Annotated in this window: 28 protein-coding genes; 15 read left to right on the forward strand and 13 right to left on the reverse strand. The window is 63.4% G+C overall.

Annotation, left to right across the window (positions count from 1 at the left end):
• Nucleotides 1-51: 51 nt before the first annotated feature.
• Both ACP15N_RS14700 and ACP15N_RS14705 read left to right on the forward strand, forming a co-directional pair.
• Nucleotides 52-336 carry a hypothetical protein gene (locus tag ACP15N_RS14700; protein WP_425093075.1) on the forward strand — a complete coding sequence of 95 codons (285 nt, stop codon included), beginning with the start codon at nucleotides 52-54 and terminating at the stop codon, nucleotides 334-336.
• Nucleotides 308-1,012: a winged helix-turn-helix domain-containing protein gene (locus ACP15N_RS14705; protein ID WP_425093076.1), complete on the forward strand. Its 705-nt coding sequence runs from the start codon at nucleotides 308-310 to the stop codon at nucleotides 1,010-1,012. The genes ACP15N_RS14700 and ACP15N_RS14705 overlap by 29 nt, the downstream gene beginning before the upstream one ends.
• Nucleotides 1,013-1,015: 3 nt before the next feature.
• On the opposite strand, the gene ACP15N_RS14710 is transcribed toward ACP15N_RS14705, so the two are convergent.
• On the reverse strand, nucleotides 1,016-1,759 hold the full coding sequence (locus ACP15N_RS14710; RefSeq protein WP_425093077.1) for an enoyl-CoA hydratase/isomerase family protein: 744 nt from the start codon (nucleotides 1,757-1,759) through the stop codon (nucleotides 1,016-1,018).
• A complete protein-coding gene (locus ACP15N_RS14715) occupies nucleotides 1,756-2,514 on the reverse strand; it encodes an SDR family oxidoreductase (protein WP_425093078.1) in 759 nt (252 codons plus the stop codon). The genes ACP15N_RS14710 and ACP15N_RS14715 overlap by 4 nt, the downstream gene beginning before the upstream one ends.
• Nucleotides 2,515-2,609: 95 nt before the next feature.
• Between ACP15N_RS14715 and ACP15N_RS14720 the strand changes: the two genes are divergently transcribed.
• The 3 genes from ACP15N_RS14720 to ACP15N_RS14730 all read left to right on the forward strand — a co-directional run bounded on the left by ACP15N_RS14720 (nucleotide 2,610) and on the right by ACP15N_RS14730 (nucleotide 6,317).
• Nucleotides 2,610-4,121 (forward strand): DUF2125 domain-containing protein, encoded by a 1,512-nt coding sequence (locus ACP15N_RS14720; RefSeq protein ID WP_425093079.1) that lies wholly within the window; start codon nucleotides 2,610-2,612, stop codon nucleotides 4,119-4,121.
• Between the two features lie 68 nt (nucleotides 4,122-4,189).
• On the forward strand, nucleotides 4,190-5,536 hold the full coding sequence (locus tag ACP15N_RS14725) for a TldD/PmbA family protein (RefSeq protein ID WP_425093080.1): 1,347 nt from the start codon (nucleotides 4,190-4,192) through the stop codon (nucleotides 5,534-5,536).
• Entirely contained in the window at nucleotides 5,523-6,317 is a 795-nt protein-coding gene (locus ACP15N_RS14730) for a 3'(2'),5'-bisphosphate nucleotidase CysQ (protein ID WP_425093081.1), read from the forward strand. Before ACP15N_RS14725 ends, ACP15N_RS14730 begins: the two co-directional genes overlap by 14 nt.
• Nucleotides 6,318-6,368: 51 nt before the next feature.
• Here the strand turns inward: ACP15N_RS14730 and ACP15N_RS14735 are convergent, their stop codons facing one another.
• Complete coding sequence (locus tag ACP15N_RS14735; protein WP_425093082.1) at nucleotides 6,369-6,695, reverse strand: HNH endonuclease; 327 nt, start codon at nucleotides 6,693-6,695, stop codon at nucleotides 6,369-6,371.
• Between the two features lie 55 nt (nucleotides 6,696-6,750).
• Between ACP15N_RS14735 and ACP15N_RS14740 the strand changes: the two genes are divergently transcribed.
• A complete protein-coding gene (locus ACP15N_RS14740; RefSeq protein WP_425093083.1) occupies nucleotides 6,751-7,932 on the forward strand; it encodes a TIGR03862 family flavoprotein in 1,182 nt (393 codons plus the stop codon).
• Here the strand turns inward: ACP15N_RS14740 and ACP15N_RS14745 are convergent.
• From ACP15N_RS14745 to ACP15N_RS14765, 5 genes are all read right to left on the reverse strand, one after another.
• Complete coding sequence (locus tag ACP15N_RS14745; RefSeq protein ID WP_425093084.1) at nucleotides 7,921-8,514, reverse strand: glutathione S-transferase family protein; 594 nt, start codon at nucleotides 8,512-8,514, stop codon at nucleotides 7,921-7,923. The genes ACP15N_RS14740 and ACP15N_RS14745 overlap by 12 nt on opposite strands.
• A gap of 12 nt (nucleotides 8,515-8,526) precedes the next feature.
• Nucleotides 8,527-9,558: a DNA polymerase III subunit delta gene (holA, locus tag ACP15N_RS14750; RefSeq protein WP_425093085.1), complete on the reverse strand. Its 1,032-nt coding sequence runs from the start codon at nucleotides 9,556-9,558 to the stop codon at nucleotides 8,527-8,529.
• Nucleotides 9,555-10,058 (reverse strand): LPS assembly lipoprotein LptE, encoded by a 504-nt coding sequence (locus tag ACP15N_RS14755; protein ID WP_425093086.1) that lies wholly within the window; start codon nucleotides 10,056-10,058, stop codon nucleotides 9,555-9,557. Before ACP15N_RS14755 ends, holA begins: the two co-directional genes overlap by 4 nt.
• Nucleotides 10,045-12,606, reverse strand: coding sequence for a leucine--tRNA ligase (gene leuS, locus ACP15N_RS14760; protein WP_425093087.1), 2,562 nt, complete (start codon nucleotides 12,604-12,606; stop codon nucleotides 10,045-10,047). Before leuS ends, ACP15N_RS14755 begins: the two co-directional genes overlap by 14 nt.
• Before the next feature lie 174 nt (nucleotides 12,607-12,780).
• The gene (locus ACP15N_RS14765) at nucleotides 12,781-13,260 is read right to left on the reverse strand and encodes a DUF3576 domain-containing protein (protein ID WP_425093088.1); all 480 of its coding nucleotides are present in this window, start codon (nucleotides 13,258-13,260) and stop codon (nucleotides 12,781-12,783) included.
• A gap of 283 nt (nucleotides 13,261-13,543) precedes the next feature.
• On the opposite strand from ACP15N_RS14765, the gene ACP15N_RS14770 reads away from it, so the two are divergent.
• Together ACP15N_RS14770 and ACP15N_RS14775 are read left to right on the forward strand one after the other, a co-directional pair.
• A complete protein-coding gene (locus tag ACP15N_RS14770) occupies nucleotides 13,544-14,545 on the forward strand; it encodes a porin (protein ID WP_425093089.1) in 1,002 nt (333 codons plus the stop codon).
• A 91-nt stretch (nucleotides 14,546-14,636) separates the two neighbouring features.
• Nucleotides 14,637-15,290 (forward strand): YggS family pyridoxal phosphate-dependent enzyme, encoded by a 654-nt coding sequence (locus ACP15N_RS14775; protein ID WP_425093090.1) that lies wholly within the window; start codon nucleotides 14,637-14,639, stop codon nucleotides 15,288-15,290.
• Between the two features lie 34 nt (nucleotides 15,291-15,324).
• Here ACP15N_RS14775 and ACP15N_RS14780 read toward each other — a convergent pair whose 3' ends face one another.
• From ACP15N_RS14780 to ACP15N_RS14795, 4 genes are all read right to left on the reverse strand, one after another.
• The gene (locus tag ACP15N_RS14780) at nucleotides 15,325-16,104 is read right to left on the reverse strand and encodes a transporter substrate-binding domain-containing protein (RefSeq protein WP_425093091.1); all 780 of its coding nucleotides are present in this window, start codon (nucleotides 16,102-16,104) and stop codon (nucleotides 15,325-15,327) included.
• A 26-nt stretch (nucleotides 16,105-16,130) separates the two neighbouring features.
• A complete protein-coding gene (locus tag ACP15N_RS14785) occupies nucleotides 16,131-16,838 on the reverse strand; it encodes an amino acid ABC transporter permease (RefSeq protein WP_425093092.1) in 708 nt (235 codons plus the stop codon).
• Complete coding sequence (locus tag ACP15N_RS14790; RefSeq protein ID WP_425093093.1) at nucleotides 16,835-17,512, reverse strand: amino acid ABC transporter permease; 678 nt, start codon at nucleotides 17,510-17,512, stop codon at nucleotides 16,835-16,837. The genes ACP15N_RS14785 and ACP15N_RS14790 overlap by 4 nt, the downstream gene beginning before the upstream one ends.
• A gap of 313 nt (nucleotides 17,513-17,825) precedes the next feature.
• Nucleotides 17,826-18,512 carry a response regulator transcription factor gene (locus tag ACP15N_RS14795; protein ID WP_425093094.1) on the reverse strand — a complete coding sequence of 229 codons (687 nt, stop codon included), beginning with the start codon at nucleotides 18,510-18,512 and terminating at the stop codon, nucleotides 17,826-17,828.
• A gap of 161 nt (nucleotides 18,513-18,673) precedes the next feature.
• On the opposite strand from ACP15N_RS14795, the gene ribA reads away from it, so the two are divergent.
• Genes ribA through ACP15N_RS14815 form a run of 4 tightly spaced genes read left to right on the forward strand, consistent with a single transcriptional unit; the run spans nucleotide 18,674 to nucleotide 21,538 of the window.
• Nucleotides 18,674-19,759, forward strand: coding sequence for a GTP cyclohydrolase II (gene ribA, locus ACP15N_RS14800; protein WP_425093095.1), 1,086 nt, complete (start codon nucleotides 18,674-18,676; stop codon nucleotides 19,757-19,759).
• 25 nt (nucleotides 19,760-19,784) lie between these two features.
• Nucleotides 19,785-20,198: a GFA family protein gene (locus ACP15N_RS14805; RefSeq protein WP_425093096.1), complete on the forward strand. Its 414-nt coding sequence runs from the start codon at nucleotides 19,785-19,787 to the stop codon at nucleotides 20,196-20,198.
• A complete protein-coding gene (locus ACP15N_RS14810; RefSeq protein WP_425093097.1) occupies nucleotides 20,195-20,692 on the forward strand; it encodes a L,D-transpeptidase family protein in 498 nt (165 codons plus the stop codon). Before ACP15N_RS14805 ends, ACP15N_RS14810 begins: the two co-directional genes overlap by 4 nt.
• A 57-nt stretch (nucleotides 20,693-20,749) precedes the next feature.
• Complete coding sequence (locus ACP15N_RS14815; protein WP_425093098.1) at nucleotides 20,750-21,538, forward strand: exodeoxyribonuclease III; 789 nt, start codon at nucleotides 20,750-20,752, stop codon at nucleotides 21,536-21,538.
• Here the strand turns inward: ACP15N_RS14815 and ACP15N_RS14820 are convergent.
• Nucleotides 21,535-22,053, reverse strand: coding sequence for a DUF6653 family protein (locus tag ACP15N_RS14820; RefSeq protein WP_425093099.1), 519 nt, complete (start codon nucleotides 22,051-22,053; stop codon nucleotides 21,535-21,537). The two genes, ACP15N_RS14815 and ACP15N_RS14820, sit on opposite strands and share 4 nt — an antisense overlap.
• Nucleotides 22,054-22,147: 94 nt before the next feature.
• Between ACP15N_RS14820 and ACP15N_RS14825 the strand changes: the two genes are divergently transcribed.
• The 3 genes from ACP15N_RS14825 to ACP15N_RS14835 are packed head-to-tail and all read left to right on the forward strand — an operon-like array spanning nucleotide 22,148 to nucleotide 23,943.
• Nucleotides 22,148-23,071, forward strand: a complete 924-nt coding sequence (locus tag ACP15N_RS14825) for a tetratricopeptide repeat protein (RefSeq protein WP_425093100.1) — start codon at nucleotides 22,148-22,150, stop codon at nucleotides 23,069-23,071.
• A gap of 27 nt (nucleotides 23,072-23,098) precedes the next feature.
• Nucleotides 23,099-23,746: an LON peptidase substrate-binding domain-containing protein gene (locus ACP15N_RS14830; RefSeq protein ID WP_425093101.1), complete on the forward strand. Its 648-nt coding sequence runs from the start codon at nucleotides 23,099-23,101 to the stop codon at nucleotides 23,744-23,746.
• On the forward strand, nucleotides 23,743-23,943 hold the full coding sequence (locus tag ACP15N_RS14835) for a Trm112 family protein (protein ID WP_425093102.1): 201 nt from the start codon (nucleotides 23,743-23,745) through the stop codon (nucleotides 23,941-23,943). The genes ACP15N_RS14830 and ACP15N_RS14835 overlap by 4 nt, the downstream gene beginning before the upstream one ends.
• Nucleotides 23,944-23,957: the final 14 nt, after the last annotated feature.

Consider the following 23,957-nt stretch of genomic DNA (forward strand, 5'->3'; position numbering starts at 1 on the left):
GCTATTGAATATCGCCATCGGATCGGGGTTCATGGGACCATGCGAACCGCGATGAAAACCGGCTTTCTGGCGCTTGCGCTTCTGGCGATCACAAGTGTGGCGCAGGCGGCGTGCTATGCCGACTACAAGGCCAAGACAGAGCAGCCCTTGCGCCTGCATTACGGAGTGCTGCAACTCAGCGATGCCGCGTGCACCAACCGCAACGCAGCGGTGACCGAGGCAAAGGCCCGGCTGCAGGCATCCGGGTGGACATTGCTCAACATCGTCTCCACCTTCGGGGCGGAAGGTTTGGAAAGGCGCAAGGCCGATGCCGGACAATACTATCTCCGCTTCTGAGGCGAAGCGCGCGGGCACGCGGATTGTCGGTCTGGGCGTCGCGGCTATCGTCGTGATCCTGTCGCTGGCTGCCTTCGGCCTGTTTCGGACATTGCCCGATGCAAATGCGTTCAACGAACGGGTGGAGCGGATTTTCGTTGAGAACGATGCGCTGACGACATCCGATCAGATCAAGCTTCTGGAGATTCTCGCCCAGAGCGGCACGGCGTTCTCGGACACGCTGGCCTCCTACCGGGTCGTGATATTCGTTCTGCTGGTCTTCTCGACTGCGCTGCTTGTGGCGGCGCTGGTGTTCCTCGTGTCTCTGGTGATGATGAACCGCCGGATGTCCGAGATCGGTCGCAAGGGGATCGAGGTGTCGTCCCTGATGATCAGCCGGGAGGAAGGCATTGTCGTGTTGAACGACATGGAGTTCAAGCTGACCGCCGCTGCGATGGAAACCTTGTCGGTTCTGGCCGAGGCGCGGATGGACGGCGACATCCTGTCGGGTGCGGAGCTTGAAGGCGTCATTCAGGGCCGCGATGCCAGCACGTGCGAGGAAGCCGCCGGCGCCACCCGGATAAAGCGCCTGCGCGACGGGTTGGGCAACCAGATGGTTGCCGAACTGCTGGTCAAGAACATCTCTCGCAAGGGCTACCTGCTGGCAATCGACAAGACCGCCATCCGGATGCTCTGAGGGTCAGTCGCTCTTGGCGGCCACTGCGGAAAGACCGGATGCGCCAAACACCGCACGGGCGGTCGTGGGATGCGGGCTGAGTTGCTGGGCCGGAGCCGGGGCCGGGCCGGGCATCGCACGCCGCGGGCCGTCGCCGTGACACAGCGCCTTTATCTGTGCCAGCAATGTTGGATTGGCGTTGACGGCATCCGCGGAAAGATCGGTCACGACCTCAAGCAAGTCATCCGGTGTCGCGAGCGCATCGAACAGGCCCCAGGACAGGGCTGTTTGCGCATCGACTTTCTGACCGCCCAGCAGGATCATCTTGGCCCGGCTCAACCCGCACAGCGCTGCAAGGCGGCGGGGGTCCGAAGGTTGCGGCAGAAAGCCATTCTTCAGCACGGGGTAGAACACCTTGGCCTTGTCCACGGCCACCCTCAGGTCGCAGGCGAGCATCATCCCGAGCGCGCCACCCGCGCAGGTGCCATTCAGGGCGGCAATTGTCAGGCCCGGGTAACGCGCGATCCGTGTAGACAGCCGTTCCCAAACTGCGTTGGTCGTCAGCCCGTTGTGCACATCCTGCAAGTCCGCGCCAGCGCTGAAGACCTTTCCTGCACCGGTCAGGATAAGAACCGGCACCCCTGCGCCCTCGGCCTCCCCGACGCGGCGTTCCAGCATTTCCAGCATTTCGGCGGTCAGGGCATTGGCCTTGTCGGGCCGGTTGAGCGTGATGGTGCAGCGCGCACCATTGGTCTGGCTGGTGATCATGTGGCGTCTCCTATCCGGGCGCGAATGTCGGGGTCCCGCAGCGAAATTTCCTCGCCACAAAATTCATCGGCGTCTGCGCTGCACATCCACAACAACGCGCGTGCGGGAAAATCGGCCGGGATGTGATCAGACCAATCCAACTGGCTGACCGGGTTTATGCCCGAGGCTTTGATCTCCCGCTGCATGTGGGTTGCAACCGTTCCGGGGCTCAGGCCCATGACGCGCAGGCCACTTCCGGAGCCCTCGCGGTGGGCGGACCGGGTCAGCATGGCCGCGGCTGCCTTCGACGTGCAATACCCCGACCAGCCTTCCAATGCGTTATGCGCAGCGCCAGAACTGAGGGTCAGGATTGTCCCGCTGCCCCGTGCCAACATGTCCGGCAGAGCAAGGCGCATGCCGTAGAAAACGCCTTTCACGTTGATATCGATCAACTGGCTCCAGGCCTGCGCGTCAACTTCCGACAGCATCGCGATTGGCTCGATGACAGCGGCATTGTTGATCAGGATATCGATCGGACCATGCGCCGAGGTCGCTTGCAAGAACGCGCTCTGCATTGCGTCGAAGTCAGACACATCACACGGAAGGGCGAGCGCGCCTGTCTCGGCCGCAAGGGTGGCCAGCTTGTCGGCCGACCGCGCCGTGGCAGCCACGCGGGCGCCCGCTGCAGTGAAAATGCGCACGGCTTCTGCGCCAATGCCGGTACTTGCGCCTGTGATCAGGACGGATTGCCCGGAAACGGGGCTGTCTGGGCCCATATTCTCTCTCGTCGTTTGCCGTCGCTCCCCGGCAGGGTTGACCCTATACGCGCGGACAGGAACAAAGGAAGCGAATTTTGCGAGGAGTGCACCCAATGTCGATCCGTTTGTCCCTGACGGCCTGTGTCCTGTCGGGTTCTGTTCTTGCCGGGGTGACGCTGGCCACCACACCTGCAACGGCACTGACCGCGCCCGAGCTGTGGGAGGAGTGGCAAGAAGCCCTCACGTCCCTTGGGCAGGAGGTTGCGATTGCCAACCGCACTTACTCGAACGGAGTTTTGCGTCTGGAAGGGATCACGCAACGCATGCCAATCGACCCCGAGGTGGGCCGCAACATAACCGTCATTGATGGGCTGGTGCTGACAGAACAAACCGATGGCAGCGTCCGGATCGACCTCGATGGCGGGTACCGCATCGATTTCGGCGGCACGGCGGACGGGGAGCGGTCCGAAGGGACGTTGAACCTCGTGTTTACAGGGCTGGACTCGGTTGCGCGCGGGGAACCCGGCAGCCTGGTCTACGATTTCGCGGCCAACCTCGCGCAGCTGACACTTGATCGCTTGGCCGTGAACGACGAAGACCTCCCGATCACGTTTCAGATGGCGGCCAACGAACTTGCTTCGGTGACAACCCAGACCGGGCAGACCTATGCGGGGCAGGGCAGTATCGCAGCGGTCGCGCTTGCAGTGACCGCCGATGACCAACAGGGCAATGCCATCAAACTGGACTACGGATTGACGGACCTGACCTTCAGTGGCTCGGCGAACTACGCGGAGTTTGCCAGCATGGGGGTTGGTGATCCGGCGGCAGTGTTCCGGGCCGAGACACCAACCGCCCTGAAGACGCAACATGGCCCGGCGTCTTTTACACTTGATACGCGCGGGCCTTCAGGCGGCGGGACGATATCCGGGCGCGCCGAAAGCGGCGCATTGGAGGGGGAGTTCGGCAAAGGCCGCGCGCTCTATGCCGCGAACGTGAAAGGGATGATACTGGATGTCGCCAGCGCCGATTTGCCGGTACCGGTGAACCTGACCGCAGACGAAATCGGCTTTCGGGTGGATGGCCCGATGCTGGCCGGTGCCGAGCCCCAACCGTTTTCAGCCGCCCTTGCCTTGCTCGGGCTGAGCATTCCAGAGGCGCTTTGGGCCACCGTTGATCCCGGCGGGTTACTTGCCCGCGATCCGGCGAGCCTTGTCCTGGAATTGTCCGGGCTGGCGCAACTTGACAAGGACCTTACCGGTCCCGTTGACCCCGAAGATCCGGCCCCCGGCGATGTGCTGGCTCTTGCATTGGAGCAACTCGACCTGTCCGCAGCGGGGGCGCAGGCAACGGCAAACGGGGCCTTCGCCATGGACCCCAACGCCCCGCCCGCGATGCCGGGTATGCCGCCTCTGTCCGGCAAGCTGAACGTCGAGATGCGGGGGCTTTCAGGCTTCATCAACAACCTTATCACGCTTGGGCTGCTCGATCCGACCAACGCCATGGGGGCGCAGATGATGCTGGGGATGCTTGCGCGTCCGGCCCCGGGCGGCGGGGATGTCCTGACCTCCGAGATCGAGGTGAGCCCCTCAGGCGGGATTACGGCAAACGGTCAGCGCATCCGCTAGGCGGCCACCTGCTTGCACATGCGCAGCGCGCGGCCTAGGTCTTCGGGGAACCCAGACCGGAGCCGGCCATGCCTCAAGACCTCGCCACCCTGACAGATGCCTTGCTGAGCGCGGCGAAATCGGCAGGCGCCGATGCAGCTGACGCGATTGCGGTGCAAGGTACATCCCTGTCGATTGATGTCCGGGGGGGCGCGTTGGAACAGGCCGAAAGATCCGAAGGAATAGACCTCGGGTTGCGTGTCCTGATAGGTCAGAAGGCCGCGGTGGTCTCGTCGTCCGATGCAAGCCCGGACACGGTGGCCGAGATGGCAGCCCGCGCGGTTGCGATGGCCGGCGAGGCCCCGGATGACCCATGCATCGGCCTTGCTGATCCGGGTCAGCTGGCCCGCGACTGGGATACGGACGCCTTGGAACTGCACGATCCGGCCCCCGAGCCGTCACCATCCGACCTTCAGGAGGCTGCCACGCGCGCCGAGGCAGCGGCACAGGGCTTTGACGGCATCAGTCAGGTGCAGTCCGCCTCTGCTGGGTACGCGGCGCGGCAGGTGCACCTTGCAGCCTCCAACGGCTTTTCGGGCGGATACGGCCGCACGGATACGGGGTTGTCCGTCGTGGCAATCACCGGAAGCGGCACGGACATGGAACGCGACTACGCGGGCGAGAGCCGGATCCATGCCGCTGACCTGCCAACCCCTGAGGAGGTCGGTATCCTCGCGGCCGAGCGTACCCTTGCCCGCGCCGGGGCGCGCAAACCACCGACCGGGGCCTTTCCAGTCCTCTATGACGAGCGTATTTCCAGCGCGCTGATCGGTCATCTTCTGGCGGCGGCCAGCGGGGCGTCAGTTGCGCGCGGCGCCAGCTGGTTGCGCGATGCGTTGGGCGCTCAGGTGCTGCCCAAGGGGATGTCCTTGATCGAAGACCCGCACCGCCCCCGTGTGTCGGGGTCTCGACCCTTCGATGCCGAAGGCTTGCCGACCGCACGCCGCGCGATTGTCGATGACGGGGTGCTTATGGGGTGGACACTCGATCTGGGTACCGGGCGCAAGCTGGACATGCCCAGCACAGCAAATGCCGCGCGGGGTACCTCGTCGGGTCCGCAACCCTCGGTCACGAACGTTACACTGAGTCCCGGTACGGCGTCGCGCGATGACCTGATCGCGCAGATGGGCACGGGCCTGCTCGTCACCTCGATGATCGGGGCGTCCATCAACCCCACCACGGGCGACTACTCTCGCGGGGCGTCGGGGTTCTGGGTGGAAAACGGTGAAATCACCTATGCGGTCAACGAATGCACAATCGCGGGCAATCTGCGTGACATGCTTGTGCGCCTGACACCCGCGAATGACGCGCGCCCGCACCTGAGCCGTGTGGTCCCGAGTCTGCTCGTCGAGGGGTTGACGATTGCCGGAAGCTGATGCGCGCAGCGATCTCGCTCTGCTGATCGACGCCGCCCGCGCCGCAGGCAGGATCGCCGTCAAACACTGGCGCGCCGACCCTGAAACCTGGGACAAGGCGGATGGCGCCGGGCCCGTGACGGAGGCCGATCTCGAAGTCGACGCGATGCTGCATGCCGAACTTCTTGCGGCCCGCCCGGATTACGGCTGGCTTTCCGAAGAGACCGCCGATACGCCCGAGCGATTGCAGGCGGATCGTGTGTTCGTAGTGGACCCGATTGACGGCACGCGCTCGTTCATCGCGGGTCAACGGACGTTTGCCCATGCGCTGACCGTGGTCGAACAGGGTCGTCCGGTGGCCGGCGTGGTCTACTTGCCGCTGCGCGACAAGCTGTACGCAGCCGCGCTTGGCTATGGCGCGACGTTGAACGGCGCGCCGATCACGACCTCCGCACGCAGCCAACCCGGCGGGGCCTCCATGCTTGCGGCCAAACCGAATTTCGCGCCCGAGCACTGGGGCGGCACGCCCCCTGATCTGGCGCGTCATTTCCGGACCTCGCTTGCGTACCGGGTCTCCCTCGTCGCCGAAGGGCGCTTCGATGCGATGATGACAATCCGTGACGCATGGGAATGGGACATCGCGGCCGGATGCCTGATCGCCGCCGAAGCCGGTGCCAGGGTCACGGATAGGCTCGGCGCGCCGCTTGTGTTCAATAGTCCCGGTGCGAAAACGCCCGGAGCACTCGTGGCGAACCCGGTTCTGCATGAAAACCTCCGCGCTGCGATGACGCTCGCGTCCTGAGAACACGCGCCCGATCAGGTCGGAAAACAGTCCCGCCGGAGGCTCCTGTCCCTATCGCTTGCGGCCCCGTCCGGCGCGGCGCGCACCGGGTGTTCTGGAATGAAACTCCGTTGGTCGTTTCGCAACCCATAGAATGAACTTCGCCAGCCGGGGGTGGCCCTGCAAGGCCGGAATGGTGTGATAGCTGCGGGCAAGCTCCGCCTCTCTCAGTGTTGCATGGATTTCATTATGGCAGATCTGATGCAGCAAAACCGTCGGCCCGCCCTTGCCGCCGCGCAGTTTCGGGATCAGGTGATGCAGGCTTTGGCGGGCTTGCGGCGGAATCGGCCGCTCACAGAGCGGGCAGATAGGCAGTTCGTTCCCGTCATGCCTCGTCATCCTGCCGCTCCTTTCGCTTGAGCTTTTCCGCCACTGGCTTCAAGGATGCGGCACAATGGCGACAGGACAAGAGTGTGACGCGCTGATTATCGGTGCGGGCCCTGCCGGGCTGATGGCGGCATCGCGACTGGCGCAGGCCGGACGCCATGTGGTGATTACCGACCGCATGCCATCAGCGGGACGCAAGTTCCTGATGGCGGGCAAGTCCGGACTGAACCTGACAAAGCGCGAAAGCCCACAGGCATTTCACGCGGCCTACCGTGCAGCGGCCCCTCACCTTGCACCGATGCTGGCCGCATTCGGCCCGGCAGAGGTGGAAGCGTGGGCCGCATCCCTTGGGCAGTCGGTTTTCGCCGGGTCCACCGGACGGGTTTTTCCAGACGCTATGAAAGCGTCGCCTTTGCTGCGCGCATGGCTGGCGGATCTTGTTGCTCAGGGGGCGGAGTTCCGCGCGCGCTGGCGGTGGCTTGGCTGGGCCGGGTCAGGTGCCACATTTGCCACGCCGGATGGTCGGCGGACACTGCACCCGGATGTAACGGTGCTGGCCCTGGGGGGGGGCAGTTGGGCGCGTCTGGGGTCGGATGGCGCGTGGACGGATCAGCTTGGCCCGACAACGCCCTTTGCACCTGCAAACATGGGCGTCATGCGAGCCTGGTCGCCCCATATGACCCCGCACCTCGGTCAACCGCTCAAGGGCATCGCGCTGCGCGCCGGCGAGGTGGTCAGCCGGGGCGAGGTGATAGTCTCGGCGCGGGGGATCGAAGGTGGCGGCGTCTACGCGCTGTCGCCCGAGATACGGGCCGGAACCCCGATGACCGTGGATCTGAAACCTGATCTGGCAATCGCCGCTGTGGTGCAGCGTCTTGCGCGCCCAAGGGGCAAGGCCAGTCTTGCCACGCATCTGCGTAAGACGCTTGGCCTGTCGAAGCTGGCCATCGCTTTGGCGCAGGAAGTTGCGCGACCGCTGCCGTCGGACCCCAAGGCTCTCGCGGCGACGTTGAAGGCCCTGCCGCTCGACCATGACGGTCCGCGCCCGCTGGACGAGGCAATCTCGGTTGCCGGCGGATTGCGTTGGGATGTGCTCGATGCCGATCTGATGCTGACCGCCCGTCCGGGGACCTATGCGTGCGGTGAGATGCTCGATTGGGAGGCCCCAACCGGCGGGTATCTGCTGACGGCTTGCCTGGCGACCGGGTCCTGGGCCGGGGCAGCCGCCGCACGGCGCCTAGCGGGCTGAGGCGCGGATGAACGCGGGTCGTTCCCGCATGCGCCCAAGATAGTCCAGCAGGCTTGGGGCCTCTATCTCGAATTTGGCGTTGATGGCCCAGCCGAGGCAATGCGTGAGTATGATATCGGTGATCCGCATCTGGTCGCCGGCGGCAAAGGGCGCGTCGCCCATCCGCGTTGCCAGCCGCCTGCAATTGCGCGTGAATTCCCACCTGAGGCTGTCCTTGACCTCGGGAACCCGGCGGTCCTCTGGCAAGACGAAGCTGTGGCGCGCAGCGGCCCAGAGCAGGGCGTCGAGTTCATCGAGGACCAGGTGCGTAATGGCGTCCTGATGCGCCCGGGCCAATGTACCGGCGGGTTCTGTCAGCTGCGCATGGCTGTCGGCCAGATAGGTCAGGATCGCGGCGCTGTCGGTCAGAACTGCATCCCCCGCCAGCAACACGGGGACCTTGCCTGACGGATTGTGACCGCGGACCACCTGATCGCGCGGTGAAACGGCCACGTGGGTGTAGGGGGCCTGCAGTTCCTCCAGCATCCAGAGCACGCGAAAGGCTCGGCTCTTGGCTGTGCCGATGACGGTATAGTTGCCCATATCCCCTCCCGGTCAGGTGCGTCCGCGGCCCCCCAGCATGGCGAGGCGGATCAACGCGCGTTCCATGACCGCCATCTGCGGCGCTTTTTGTGCAGATCGCAAGGTCATGTCGGTTTCTGTCAGGATCGACAGCGCCTGCTCAAGCCTTGGAGCCCCCCAGCCTTGAGCCTGCCTGATCATCCTGTCACGCGCCGGGCCAAAGACCGGCGGACGGGCCCGTGCAAGGCCGCTGCCCGGCCCGCCGGGGTCGATCGCCCCCGTGTAAAGCCTGCGGAAATGCATGGTTGCTGCGATGCAAAGGCGTACGGCACCCTCGCCTTGTCCGGACAAACGCGCCATCAGCGGGCCGATGGCCTGTGCCTGCCCCTCGGCCACTGCGTGCAGCAGGCTGTCAAGCTCGGCCTCCGTCGTGGCAGGCGCAACGGCGGTGATGTCGCCGGGCGTCAGCGGGCTTGTATCCCCATGCTTGTAGAGCCCCAGTTTCTCGACGAACTGCGCAAAATCACCCGGATCCAGAGCGCGGGCGAGGGCGGTCAGATCGCCCATGGCATCCGGCGGGACGGCTGTCAGACCAGCGGACGTCAACGCTGCCTCGATCTCCTCGCGCCCCGGCGGATCGTTGTAAATCCCGGCGGCATAGGCATTCGCATGCTCTTCGAAGGCCTTTCGCAGTTTTGACGATTTTTTCAGGGGGCCTGCCGTGACGACAAGCGTTGCATCACCGGCTTGCCAATCCTCAAGCGCGGCGATCAAGGCTGGGGCGCCCTGATCGTTTGCGCCATCGACGAACACTGCGCGGGGGCCGGGAAAAAAGCTCTGGGCGCGCATGGCATCCCCCACGGCTGCCCCGTCACAGCGCAGATCTGATCCGGCCAGCCGCGTCAGGCGCATTTCCTCTTCGCCGTTCTCTCCGACCAACGCCTTCAGCAAGGCCTGTCGTCGCAGGGCCACCCGCATCGGATCGGCCCCGTAAAACAAAACGCCAGCCCGGTCCGGTTCCGGTCGTTTCACGTATCCCGGAAGGGCAGAGGCAGAGAGTTTCATTCCGGCAGCGTGTCCGCCGCCGCGATCAGGCGGACCAGAACCAGATCGGTGAGCGCAACCATCAACCGGCTGCGCGCCTCGCGCTGTGCTGACCGGGTGCTCACGGTCGTTCCTGTTGCGGAATAGGACGTGAAAGTATCGACCCGTCCGGACTGGATCGCCTGACCGGTGCGCAGGTCGGTCAGAGTGTAAGTCGCAATCCCGATGAGATCGAAGCGCGTGATGTCTTCTTCCGCGGCCACGGCGAGAGACTCGCTCCGGACACTCGGCAGGATCAACAGCCCGAACTTGGGGGCGGTCGCCGTGCCAAGGCGGCGTTCGACGTGCCGGGCAATGTCGAACTGATCCGGCGACCTCGGTTCCTGGTAGAGGACCGTGCGCTGCAATCGGGAGGCGGCCTCGCCTGGTGCGTAAACCGGTGTAAAGCCACACCCTGCCAGGACAAGCACGCAGGGCGCGCATTGCAGGACCTTGCGGCGGGTCAGATCAGATGACGACATTCACAATCCGGCCGGGCACGACGATCAGCTTCTTCGGGGCTCCTCCGGCAAGCGCCCTCTGCACAGCATCATCGGCCAGAGCCAGCTTTTCAACCTCTTCCTTCGGCATGTCTTTCGGAACGGTTATCTCCGACCGGCGTTTCCCGTTGACCTGGATGGGCAGGGTGACGCTGTCATCAACCAGCAGCGCCGGATCGGCCTCAGGCCAGGGTGCCTCGGCGACAAGCCCCGTTCCCCCGAGCATCGACCAGATTTCTTCGGCCAGATGCGGGGTCATCGGTGACATCAACTGGGCCATCACCCGCATCGCTGCGATCCGGTCGGACGCCGGTGCTTGAGACTTGGCAAGCGTGTTGGTGAATTCATAGAGCTTCGCGATGGACTTGTTGAAGGCGAACCCTTCGATCCCCGCAGTGACATCCGCGATCGCGCGCGCCGTGGCCCGGGCGAGCGGCACGTCGGAGCCCCCTGCGGGAGCCGCCTCCGCGCCGCTCTGGCGAAGGTCCTCCGCCAGGCGCCAGACCCGCCCTAGGTGCTTGTACGCGGCCTCGGCACCCGCGGCGGTCCATTCGACGTCACGCTCCGGCGGGCTGTCGGACATGACGAACCAACGCGCCGTATCCGCCCCGAACGCGTCGATGATCGACACCGGGTCCACCACATTCTTCTTTGATTTGGACATCTTGGCCGAGGGGATCACCTCCAACGGGGCACCCGTTGACAAAAGCGTGCGTGCCTCGACGTCCACGTCTTCCGGCAGGTGATAGACCGGACGGCCTTTTTCATCGCGCGTCAGGTAAATCTCGTGCGTGACCATGCCTTGCGTAAACAGCGCATCGAACGGCTCGATCGCCTTTTCCGGCAAATGCCCCGTGATTTGCATCGCACGTGCGAAGAAGCGCGCGTAGAGCAGATGCAGGATCGCGTGCTCCACGCCACCGATATACTGGTCGACATTCATCCAGTAGGACGCAGCCTCCAGATCGGTCGGTGTGGTCGCGTGGGGCGCGGTGAAGCGCGCATAGTACCAGGAACTGTCGGCGAACGTGTCCATCGTGTCCGTCTCGCGCCGGGCGGGCGCGCCGCAGGACGGGCAGGGCACATTGCGCCATGTGGGGTGCCGGTCCAGCGGATTTCCCGGCTGATCAAAGGAAACGTCGCGTGGCAACTCGACAGGCAGATTCTCTTTCTTCTCCGGAACAATGCCGCAGATCTCGCAATGCACCACCGGGATGGGGCATCCCCAGTAGCGCTGTCGCGAGACACCCCAGTCGCGCAGGCGGAACTTGGTTACCCCTTCGCCCCAGCCCGCCTGCTCGGCAAACGCGATGGTGGCGGCAATCGCCTCCTCGCCGGTGGCGACGTCCACACCCGCGAAATGGTTTTTGAAACGTACCTTCTCGGTCTTCGGTGGAACGTAGGCCTCGGCTTCCACCGGGGTGCCATCCTCGACTGCAACATAGGTATCGATCACCGGCAGGTCGTACTTCCTCGCGAAATCAAGGTCGCGCTGGTCATGGGCCGGGCAGGCGAAGATCGCGCCGGTGCCGTAGTCCATCAGGATGAAGTTCGCGACCCAGACCGGCAGTTCCCATTCGGGGTTCAGCGGATGACGCACCCGCAGCCCGGTGTCGAATCCTCGCTTTTCGGCTGTCTCCAGCGCTTCCTCGGTGGTGCCGCCCTTGCGAACATCCGCGCAGAAGGCGGCCAGGTCCGGATTGTCTGCCTCAAGCGCCTTGGTGATCGGGTGATCGGGCGACAGACCGACGAAAGATGCCCCCATCAGAGTATCGGGACGTGTCGTGTAAACCTCGACCTTGTCGTGTCCCGCCACCGGCTCTGTCAGGTCAAACGCCATTTGCAAACCACGCGACTTGCCGATCCAGTTGGCCTGCATGGTGCGAACCTTCTCCGGCCAGTCCTTCAGACCATCGAGCGCATCCAGCAGATCGCCTGCCATGTCCGAGATCGCAAAGAACCATTGCGTCAGTTCGCGCCGTTCAACCTCCGCGCCCGAACGCCAGCCCTTGCCATCGATCACCTGTTCGTTGGCCAGAACGGTCATGTCGACGGGGTCCCAGTTGACCACGGCGTTCTTGCGGTAGACCAGACCGGCCTCCATCATGTCGATGAAAAGCGCCTGCTGCTGCGCGTAGTACTCCGGGTCGCAGGTTGCAAACTCTCGTGACCAGTCGATGCTGAGCCCCAGCGGTTTCATCTGGTCGCGCATCACGGCGATGTTGTCATAGGTCCATTCCGCCGGGTGTCCGCCTGAGGCCATGGCCGCATTTTCCGCAGGCATTCCAAAGGCATCCCACCCCATCGGATGCAGCACGTTGTGCCCCGTGCTCAGTTTGTAGCGCGCGACCACGTCGCCCATCGTGTAGTTGCGCACATGCCCCATATGGATACGCCCCGAGGGATAGGGGAACATCTCCAGCACGTAGTACTTGGGGCGGGAACTGTCCTGCCGCGCCTCGAACGTGCGGGCGTCGGCCCATGCGGCCTGCCATTTGCTTTCAACTGCGCTCGGAGCGTAACGGGACATTGCGGATTTCCTTCTCGGCGGCTCTTGCCCGGCCACGCAGACCGGACGGGCAGCGGTGTAGCGGTCCGCTTGCGGAACGTCTAGGACCGAAGGCGGCGCCAACCGTTTTGGCCCTTTTCTTTTGTGCGAAAAATACCTCCGCCGGAGGCGCGCCGGGCCAGTGCCCTGCGGCGCTCAGAGTCCGGCGTCCCGCAACCGTAGCTGGCGCGCGCGGGTCAGGATCGCATCTTCGACCGCCAGAACGGTATCAGGGTCCGCTGGGCCGGACCGCGTTGCAAGCGCCAGGCGCAGTGACCGCGCATCAAGCGCCGGGTCCTGCACGAAAACCGTTGCGCGGTAGGCCCGGCCCGATCCGGGGGCTGTGCCAAACCCGGTGACGATCACGCCGGTAAACGGGTCCACCGTTTCGATCGGCAGGAAATCCAGCACCTCCAGCGAGGCGTTCCAGATATACTTGTTCACTTCGACGGTGGTGTTGGGGTCGATGTTGTTCTCGAAGATATCCCAGATCGTGTCTTGCTCCTGCGCCTCGAGCTGCGCCGTCGTCGGCTGTGCCTCGCCGCCCAGAGAATCCATCGAGTCGAACGCGCCGCAGGCCGACAGGAAACCCAGCACGATCAGCGATCCGACAGTGCGTGTGGAGCGTGCGGTCATGGGTGGGCATCCTTCGTCATCTCGGCCTGTTCGCGTCTTAGCGGACAGGGGTAACTGAGACAAGCCCGCCCTCATTCGCCAAGGAAAACGGCCGCTTGAGCCGCTGCTGAGGGGGCGCTGGTTGGGCGGTCCACATCACTGTGTCTTTGTTGCACCAATTCCGGGGCAGCTTTTCTGCAAGAAATGCCGCCGCTTGCAATCAAATGGGGAAAGATCGAAAGAGGGGCATACCCAGCCGGATGCACTGCGCTGGGGTGCACTGTTAACACACGAGGGAAACTCGATGAAAAAACTTCTCATCGCTTCGACCGCTCTGGTGGCAACGTCCGGCTTCGCATACGCCGACGTCACCCTCAGCGGCTCCGCGCAGTTCGGCGTGATCTATCAGGAAGACCGCACCGTCACCGACGGCAACGGCGACGCTGTTGATGACGAACTGTTCCTGGACTACGAACTGCAGTTCGACCTGGCTGGCTCCACCACCACAGACTCCGGTCTGACCTTCGGTGCGTCCGCTGACTTCGAGAACGACTCGAACGCAACTGCTGACTCCAACGATCAGGGCTTCGACCCGGAAATCTTCGTGTCCGGTGGCTTCGGCACCCTGACCATCGGTGACGTGGACGTCGCAACCGACACCGCGTTCGGTGGCAAGACCCGTGACCCCGGCTACGACGGCATCGGCATCGACAACAAGATCGACTCGCTGATCTTCGCTGACGCCGACGCAGGCTTCGACACTGGTGACGAGATCGACTCGAACATCATGTACGAACTGGCCGTTGCTGGTTTTGAACTGACTGTGACTGCAGACAGCTTCGAAGAAAACTACGCGGTCGCTCTGGGTTATGACTTCGGTTCCTTCGACGTTGGCATCGGCTACGTTGAAATCGAAGACTACCAGGACAACGTGAACTCCGACGGCCTGTCCCTGATCGGTGGCGGTGAGTCCATCTCGCTGTTCTTCGGCGGTGAACTGGCTGGCTTCGACTTCGACATCTACTATGCCGAGCACGAGAACGAGCCGACCGACCTCGACCTGAACGGTTACGGTGTGTCCGCATCCTACGACCTGGGTGGTTACACCCTGTCCTTCGCGGCCAACTACACCGAAGTTGAAGACACCAACATCGACGGTTGGGACTACGGTATCGGCGTGAACTACGACCTCGGCGGCGGTGCATCGCTCGACGCAGGTATCGGTCAGGTTTACACCATCGACTTCGCCAACAACGACACCGACGACCAGCTGGTCGCGTCGCTTGGTATGTCCTTCAAGTTCTAATCGACCCAAATCGATTGGATGGAAAGAGCGGGCCTTGTGCCCGCTCTTTTCTTTTGGGATGACCAATGCGGGCGCTGACGGAGAGGTCGCAATGGGATTGCCAGAGATTACCGAACGGGTTGAGACCGCCGCACGCAAAGCCGGAAGAGACCCCGCCGATATCCAGTTGATTGCCGTCTCAAAGGTGCAGCCGCTCGCGCGGGTGGAGGCCGTGCTGACCGCAGGCCACCGCGTGTTCGGCGAAAACCGCGTGCAGGAAGCCCAAGGCAAATGGCCGGAGTTCAAAGACCGGTTCGACGGCATTGATCTGCATCTGATCGGTCCATTGCAGTCCAACAAGACCCGCCCCGCAGTTGAATTGTTCGACGCCATCCATACCGTCGACCGCACCAAGCTCGCCCGCCGGCTTGCCGATCACGCGCAGGAACTTGGCCGTAGCCCGGATATCTTCGTGCAGGTGAACACCGGCGACGAGGGGCAAAAGGCCGGGTGCGCGCTGCCGGACGTCGATGCGCTTGTGGCGGAGTGCCGGGCACTCGATCTGCCGCTGAAGGGACTCATGTGCATCCCGCCCGTGGACGAGGAACCGTCGTTGCATTTCGCGTTGCTGGCCAAACTGGCTGCGCGCAATGGGCTGACCGGGTTGAGCATGGGCATGTCGCGGGATTTCGAAAGTGCGATCGCACAGGGGGCGACGCATATCCGTGTCGGGTCTGCGATCTTCGGAGACCGCGTGCCCGGATGACCTGCGCCCGGTTGGTCCGGGCGCAGACGGTTTCCTACAACGCCGGTAGCGGTGGCAGGGGCTGACCCAGCCAAGTCTCGGACAGGTCGTTCAACTGCCCGCCGAGGGTCTTGTGCAGGATGAAGACGTTCACCCATTGCAGCAGGTCGAAGTTGCCCTTCTTCACGCCGATGAACGCCGGGCTTTCCTTGATGATGAACTTGGTTTCCATATCCAGGTCAGGGTTGTCCGCCGACAGCCCCGCGGCGACCGTGTTGCCGGTCACCAGCACATCGACCTGACCCGAGGTGAACGCCGCCAGAGTGGCCGCGTTATCGCCGAACCGGATGATCTCCGTGCCCTCTGGGGCGCTGTCGGTCAGTTCCAGATCCTCAAGCGTGCCGCCAGTCAGACCTACCTTCAGTCCTGCCAGATCGGCGGCGCTCGCAACCGCGACACCCGACGCGGCGAAGGCACCGGAGTAGAACGGAGCATAGGCCGACGAGAACCAGATCGACTTCGCACGCTCCGGGTTGGCACCCATCGAGGAGATCACCAGATCCACACGGTCGGTTTCCAGAAACGGAATGCGCTGTTTGGAGGTAACGGGCACAAGCTCCAGCTCGACGCCCAGATCCTCCGCGATCAGTTTGGCAACGTCGACATCATAGCCAACATGTTCGCCCTCCGCCCCGAGGGAGCCGAAGGGCGGAAAGTTCTCGGGCACGGCGATCTGGATCGTGCCTTCGGACAGAATGTCCGACAGGTCCGCATGGGCTGGCACAGTCGCAAGGGCCAACGCGGCCCCGGCCAACAGGCTTTTGAGAAAGGTCATTTCTAGGTCTCCTCGGTTGAAAAAAATCAGGCCACTTCGGCCTTCGGGCGGTCGCTGATGCTGCCCAGGCGGCGTTCCAGCCTCCGGGCGATCAGCGAGAGCGGGTAGCAAAGCGAAAAGTAAACCAGGGCCATCAGCGGATAGATGATGAAGGGCTCCGTTCCCTCCACCGGCGCATTGGCCCATCTTCGCCCGATGGCCATCAGGTCGTGGAATCCGATGATGTAGGCCAGCGACGTGCCCTTGATGATCTGGACCATGAACCCGACCGTCGGTGCCAGCGCGACACGGATCGCCTGCGGCAGGATGATATGGCGCAGCGTCGCGCCAAACCGCAGGCCCAGTGCGCTGCCGCCCTCCCACTGGCCTTGGGGCAAGCTCTCGATCGCGCCGCGCCAGACATCCGCCATATAGGCCGAGGCATAGAGCGTCAGCGACACACCCGCCGCAATCCACGGGTTCACATCCTGCCCCATCAGGCGCGGTATGCCGAGCCCGGTCAGGAACAGCAGCATCAAAAGGGGTGTCGATTGGAACAGCCAGATGTACGAAATCGCCGCTTTCTTGAGCCACTTTTGCGGCGAGATACGCGCCAGCGTGATCAACCCGCCAAAAATGCCGCCGCCGATAAACGCCAGCAAAGACAGATAGATCGTAAACTGCGTCGCCTCCAGAAGCTGGAAAACGACGATCCCTTCGGGCTTGCCTAGAAGGGTTTCGAGCAGGGCCCTCATCGGGCATCGGTCCAGGCAAACGCATAGCGCGCTGTGGCGGCCATGAGGCTTTTGAACATCAGGGACAGGCCGATATAGATCGCCGTAAGCGTGATGAAGACTTCGAATGAGCGGAAGGTTCGGCTGTCTATGAATAGACCCGCCTGTGTCAGGTCATTGACCCCGATTTCCGAAACGACGCCGGTGGTCAGAAACAGGAAGATGAACTGGGACGACAGCGACGGAAACGTCGTTGCGATGGCCTGCGGCAGTGTCACCTTGAAGAAAATCGTGACCGGTTTCAGTCCCAGGGCGCGCGCGGCCTCAATCTGCCCCTGCCCCACGCCCAGGTAGCCCGCGCGCAAAATCTCCGCAAAGTAAGCGGAGAAGTTCAGGGTCAGCGCCAGCAACGCGTGCGCCCAAAACGGCCATTGATACCCCAGCAGCAACGGCAGCCCAAAGGCCACGAAGAACAACTGGACGAGCAAGGGTGTGTTGCGAATGAACTCTACGTAGGCAGTTGAAATCTGTGATAGAACCGGCAGTTTTGCCAAGCGGGACGCAGACAGTCCGAGCGCCAGGATGAAGCCGAGAATCCCGGCCAGAAATGTCAGCCCTGCGCTGAGCATCGCCCCTTCGGTCAGCAGCCAGAGGTACTCTGGCGAGCGTGTGATCTCAAAGAAGCGCAAGTCCATGCTGCGACGTCACCGCGTCACACATGGCCTGCCAAGCGTCGCCGCACAAAAATTGGCGAGTCGTGAAAACGGCGTGTAGCTTTGGCCCAAAAGCTGACCGCTGCGCTCAGCAATTGGGCGGCAGTGAATCGCCAGAGCAGGCGAAAGTTGCGTTCAATCAAAAAAATGCCGGGCACGGGGCCCGGCAAGTCCAACAGGGAGGTGCCGTTGCATAACCCCGTAACGGCGTGGGGTCGTTAGATGGTGCCAAGATACCGTGTCGGCAGCGTGTCCCAAATGGGACTTTTGGACACGACCTTTGGTACCGTGTCATTTATGCCACGAGGCGGTACCCCCCGCTCTCGGTCACGAGGATGCGGGCGTTGGAGGGGTCGGGCTCGATCTTCTGGCGCAGACGGTAAATGTGGGTCTCGAGAGTATGGGTGGTTACGCCCGCATTGTACCCCCAAACTTCGTGTAGAAGGATGTCCCGCGCGACCACGCCATCGGTGGCGCGATAAAGGAACTTGAGGATGTTGGTTTCCTTTTCCGTCAGGCGGATTTTGCGATCGTCTTCAGTCTCCAACATCTTCATCGCGGGCTTGAACGTATAGGGTCCAAGCTGGAAGATCGCGTCTTCGGACTGCTCATGCTGGCGCAACTGTGCGCGGATCCGGGCCAGAAGCACTGGCAGCTTGAACGGTTTCGTGACGTAGTCGTTCGCTCCGGCATCAAGGCCGAGGATCGTGTCCGCGTCGCTGTCATGGCCGGTCAGCATCAGCACCGGGCATTTCACGCCTTGCTTGCGCATCAGGCGGCACAATTCGCGGCCATCGGTGTCCGGCAGGCCCACGTCGAGAATGACCAGATCGTAGATCCCGGCCTTGGCCTTTTCCATTGCCTCGGCACCGGAGCCGGCTTCGAACACGTCGAAATCCTCAGTCATTACAAGCTGTTCGGACAGCGCCTCGCGCAGGTCTTCGTCGTCATCGACAAGCAGGATCTTTCTAAGGGTTGCCATTGGCTCCTCCGGGTTTCGATACCAAGGAGATGCGGTGCGGCGCGTCATTCAGCAAGGTTTCGAAACGCAAACTCACGGGCACGTGTCACGACATCGGGATATGTTTCAATTTCCGGCCCTCCGGGCTATGGGATAGGCCTGAGATGTTACAAGGTTTGCCGATGCCGCTGCGCCCTGATCCGGTCGAAAAGCTTGCGCGCGCCCGCGCGGACCTGCGCATGGGGCTGCCGGTGGTGCTGCTTTCGGGCGACCAGACCGTTCTGGCGCTGGCGGCAGAGACCCTTTCACCGGATCGCTTTGCCGCGCTGCGCGCGCTGGGGGCAACCCCGCACTTGGCCATCACCGCGCGCCGGGCGGAAACTTTGAAGGCGGCGGCCTATGACGGGGATCTGGCCCGTATCGCGCTGCCCGGGGATGCCGATTGCGCTTGGGTCCGGGCGGTCGCGGACCCCAAGGACGATCTGAGCACCCCGCTGAAGGGGCCGTTCCGGATGGCGCGGGGTGGTGATGTCCGACTTGTGCGCGCTGCTTTGCAACTGGCGAAGGATGCGCGGCTGATGCCTGCCGTGCTGTTCCTCGATGTACCGCCGGGCTTTGCCGCGTCCCATGACCTGACCGCGCTTGATCTGGACCGGATCGCCGATCATCTGGGTCATATGCCGGTGTTGCATCCGGTTGTGGCTGCGCGCGTTCCGCTCACCGTGTCGGAGGCCGGGCGTGTCCACGTCTTTCGTCCCGAGGACGGGGGCGAGGAGCATTACGCGGTTGAAATTGGCGCGCCGCCCCGGGATGCCCCAGTTCTGACCCGTCTGCACTCGGCCTGTTTCACCGGCGATCTACTGGGCAGCCTGAAGTGCGACTGCGGCCCACAATTGCGCGGCGCGCTGGCGCAGATGGGGGCAGAAGGGGCAGGGGTGCTCCTGTACCTCAATCAGGAGGGGCGCGGGATCGGTCTGGCCAACAAGATGCGCGCCTATGCCTTGCAGGACCAGGGGTTCGATACGGTGGAGGCAAACCACCGGCTGGGGTTCGAGGACGACGAACGGGACTTCCGCATCGGGGCAGAGATCCTGCGCCGCCTCGGGTTCTCCTCGGTGCGGTTGATGACCAACAACCCGGCAAAGGTCGCGATGATGCAGGGGTGCGGGATTGATGTTGCGGAAAGGGTGCCGCTCAAGGTCGGGCAAACACCGCAGAACGCCGCCTATCTGGCCACCAAGGCCGCAAAGTCGGGCCATCTGCTCTAGCCTGCACCCCGAGGGAGGACGCGCCATGAACGGTCACTGCTATTGCGGAGAGGTCCGCTACGAGATCACCGAAACGCCTGTGATGAAGGCACAATGCCATTGCCGCGAATGCCAGTATATCACCGGCGGAGGTCCGAATTTCTTCATGGCCGTGCCTGAAGACGGGTTTGCCATCACCCAGGGTACGCCCAAGACCTTCACACGGTCCGATCTTGAAAAACCGCGCACGCGGCAGTTCTGCGGCACCTGCGGGACGCATCTGACGACGCTGTTGCCGGGGCGGCCCTTGGTCATCGTCAAGGTCGGGACGCTCGATGATCCGGCGCGCGATTACGGGGCCTCGCAACTGGCGATCTTCACCAAGGACATCCAGCCGTTTCACGTGGTGGCCGAGGGCTTGCCGTGTTTCGAAGACCTGCCGCCGCAGCCGGTTAAATGAACGCGGACGATCTGATCCTGAGCCCGCAGGGCCTCTGGTTCCAGAACACAAGGTTGCCCTGCACCATCGGGCGCGGGGGCCTGCGAGCCGACAAGCGCGAAGGCGACGGGGCAACACCTTTGGGCACGCACCGGCTGATCGGAATGCTCTACCGTCCCGACCGCTTGGCGCGCCCTGCAAACTGGGCCCTGCCGATCCGGCCGCGTGATGGCTGGTCGGATGATCCCAAAGACCCCGACTACAACCTGATCGTCACCCGCCCTCATCCCTTCGGGCATGAGCGTTTGTGGCGCGCCGACCCGCTCTATGATCTGGTGATCCTGACCGACTGGAACTGGCCGCGAGCGCGCAAGGGCGCTGGTTCTGCCATTTTCATTCACCGCTGGCGCGCGCCGGGCAAGCCCACTGAAGGCTGCATTGCACTGCCGCCTGATGTCCTGCGCTGGCTCGCGCCGCGCATCCGGCTGTCCACCCGGTTGATCGTGCGCGGGTGATCGCGGCTGGTCATGACCGCGTGCATACCCTAGGATCGGCTCTCACGGGGGAGCCACATGTCATTTACACTTGCCACATGGAACATAAATTCCGTGCGCTTGCGCGCCGGTCTCGTCGAGAAGCTGCTGACGGAGGAGGCGCCGGACGTCCTGTGCCTCCAAGAGTGCAAGAGCCCGGTAAAGAAGATCCCGCTGGACGTGTTCGCGGCGGCTGGCTACGGCCACATGGTTGCCCGCGGGCAGAAGGGCTACAACGGCGTCGCCATCCTGTCGCGGCTTCCGCTGATCGATGCGGGCCACCGGGATTTCTGCGGCAAGGGGGATACGCGCCACGTGGCCGCCACGCTGGAGAACGGCGTGACTGTCCACAACTACTACATCCCCGCGGGCGGGGACGTGGCCGACCGCAACGTGAACGAGAAGTTTGGCCACAAGCTCGATTTCCTGACAGAGATGCGCGACTGGTTTCGTGACAGCCGTCCCGAACGCTCCATCCTCGTTGGCGACCTGAACATTGCCCCGCGGGAGGATGATGTCTGGTCTCACAAGCAGCTGCTGAAGGTGGTCAGCCACACACCGATCGAGGTTGACCACTTGACCGACGCGCAGGAGGCAGGCGGATGGGTGGACGTCACCCGCGCGGATATCCCCGAGGGCCAACTTTATTCGTGGTGGTCCTATCGCGCGCGCGATTGGGACGCCGCTGACAAGGGTCGCAGGCTCGATCACATCTGGGCATCGTCTGATATCGCGGCGTCGGGTCATGGCTCACGCGTGCTGCGCGAAGCGCGTGGCTGGACACAACCGTCGGATCACGCACCTGTTTTCGCGACCTTTGACCTCTAGGTAAACGCGCCGCGCTCCCATGCTTCGTAGGTGGGATCGGCGGCCTTCATGTCGGCCCAGAGCCACGCCATGCGGTCCACGAACCAGATCTTGCCACCCATTGTCAGGACAAGGCCGAGCAAGGTCCAACTTGGGTCGAAAACCCACAGACCCCACACCAAGGGCGGCAAGCCGGCCGCAGAGAGGGCCGTCAGCCAATAGGCCCATGTTTCATGGTGTTTCGGGATCGGAACCTGCTTGCGGTTCAGGAAAGCCCGCTCGCCGAGCACGCCTTGCGTGGCCCAGGCTGCGGTGGTGGCGGGCGGTGGAAAGGCGCGTGGATTGATCCATGCCCAGGCAAGGCACAGGACCACAGGCACCAGCGCGTACCATCCCAGCCAGATCCGAGCCCAGATCGCCATCACCAGCAATGGCAGAACGATAAACCGCGAATAGCCACTCCACGGATTGGCATGACGCGCCCAGGATGCGTCCGTCATGCCCATCAATCGTTCAGCACTGCGAAAAAGGCCCATTCCCAATCCTCCAAAGCGCTTGGTAGGCTTCATGCCCCTTGGCTCTGCACCTCGCAGCTTCCATATAAGGGCTAAGCGAGAAATGAGGGAACCGATGCTCGAATTTGGACAGGCCGATGCGGCCCCCGCGATGACCGACCTGATCAAGGACGGCACCGAGGCGACATTTATGGCCGACGTGGTGGAAATGAGCCAGACCGTGCCGGTGATCGTCGATTTCTGGGCAACGTGGTGCGGGCCGTGCAAGACCTTGGGCCCTATGCTGGAAGATGCGGTCAAGGCGGCCAAGGGCAAGGTGCGCATGGTCAAGATCGACGTGGACGCAGAACAGCGTCTCGCCGGGGCCCTCGCGCAGCAAGGCTTGCCATTGCAGTCGATCCCGACCGTTGTCGGGTTCTTCGAGGGCCGCCCGGTCGATATGTTTCAGGGCGCGGTTCCGCAAAGCCAGATCACCGAGTTTGTAAACAAGCTCGCGGCCCTGTCCGGTGACGGCGGGTTGGCGGAAGCGGTCGAGGCCGCCGAGACCATGATGACCGAAGGCGCATTCGACGATGCCGCCCAGATTTTTGCCGCCGTGCTTGGCGAGGAGCCCGAGAACGCGGCTGCATTGGGCGGTCTGGCCCGTGCCCATATCGAACTGGGCACGGCAGATCAGGCCGAAGCGTTGTTGAACAACGCCCCGCCCGCCATTGCCACCGCGCCGGAAGTCGAAGCCGCCCGCGCCCAACTGGAACTGTTCCGCCAGGCGGCTGATGCCGGTCCGGTCGCCGAATTGCGCGCGCAGGTCGAGGCGGACCCGGACAATCTGCAAGCCCGGTTCGACCTCGCGCAGGCGCTTCATGCCAGCGGCGAGGTGCAGGAAGCGGTCGACACTTTGCTTGAACTTTTCCGTAAGGATCAGGAATGGAACGAGGGGGCCGCCAAGGCCCAGCTCTTCACAATATTTGACGCGCTGGGCCCACAAGATCCGGTGGCGCTGAACGGTCGGCGGAAGTTGTCTTCGATCATCTTTGCCTGAGCGCGGCAACGGGCTAGCTGTTCTGTCATGAAAATCGCCACCGCCGACCTGCCGGAAACAATTCCCGTGTTTCCCCTGCCCGGGGCGCTTCTGTTGCCCCGTGCGCGTCTGCCACTGCATATATTCGAGCCGCGTTATCTGGCCATGCTCGACGATGCGCTCAAGACCCAGCACCGCCTGATCGGAATGGTTCAGCCGCGAGAGGTGCCAGGGTCCGCCGATCGACGCCTGCACACCATCGGCTGTGCGGGCCGGGTCACGGCGTTCTCCGAAACCGAGGATGGTCGCTACATGATCACGCTTGCCGGAGTGTCCCGATACCGCATCAATCGAGAGGTCTCGGGGTTCACGCCCTACCTCAAGGCGGACGTGGATTGGGCAGGCTTCGACAGGGACCAGGGCCCGGCAGAGAAAGACAGTGGATTTGATCGCAAGACGTTCCTCAAGCTGCTCAAAAGGTTTTTCGAGGCAGAGGAAATGCGCACTGACTGGGACAGCTTGCAAGAGGCCGAAGACGAGTTGCTGATCAACTCGCTCTCGATGCTGTGCCCGTTCGAGCCGGAAGACAAACAGGCACTTCTGGAGGCTCCGTCGCTGTCCACGCGCCGCGAAACGCTGGTCACGCTGATCGAGTTCGCCCTGCGGGGGGGCGCGAACGAGGAAATGCTCCAATGACCGAGGACAAGTCCACGCCCGACACGCCGGCCCATGACCGTCGCATGCTGGAGGCGCTGGTCTGTCCGGTGACCCATGCGCCGCTGAGCTATGATGCGGAGGCGGGCGAGCTGATTTCGCGCGCGGCACACCTGGCCTTTCCGATCCGCAACGGCATCCCGATCATGATCGCGGACGAAGCCCGCAAACTGGATTAAGCACAGAGGTCTCG

The organism is Tropicimonas sp. S265A (assembly GCF_049800835.1).
In the GTDB taxonomy this organism is placed as follows: domain Bacteria; phylum Pseudomonadota; class Alphaproteobacteria; order Rhodobacterales; family Rhodobacteraceae; genus Dinoroseobacter.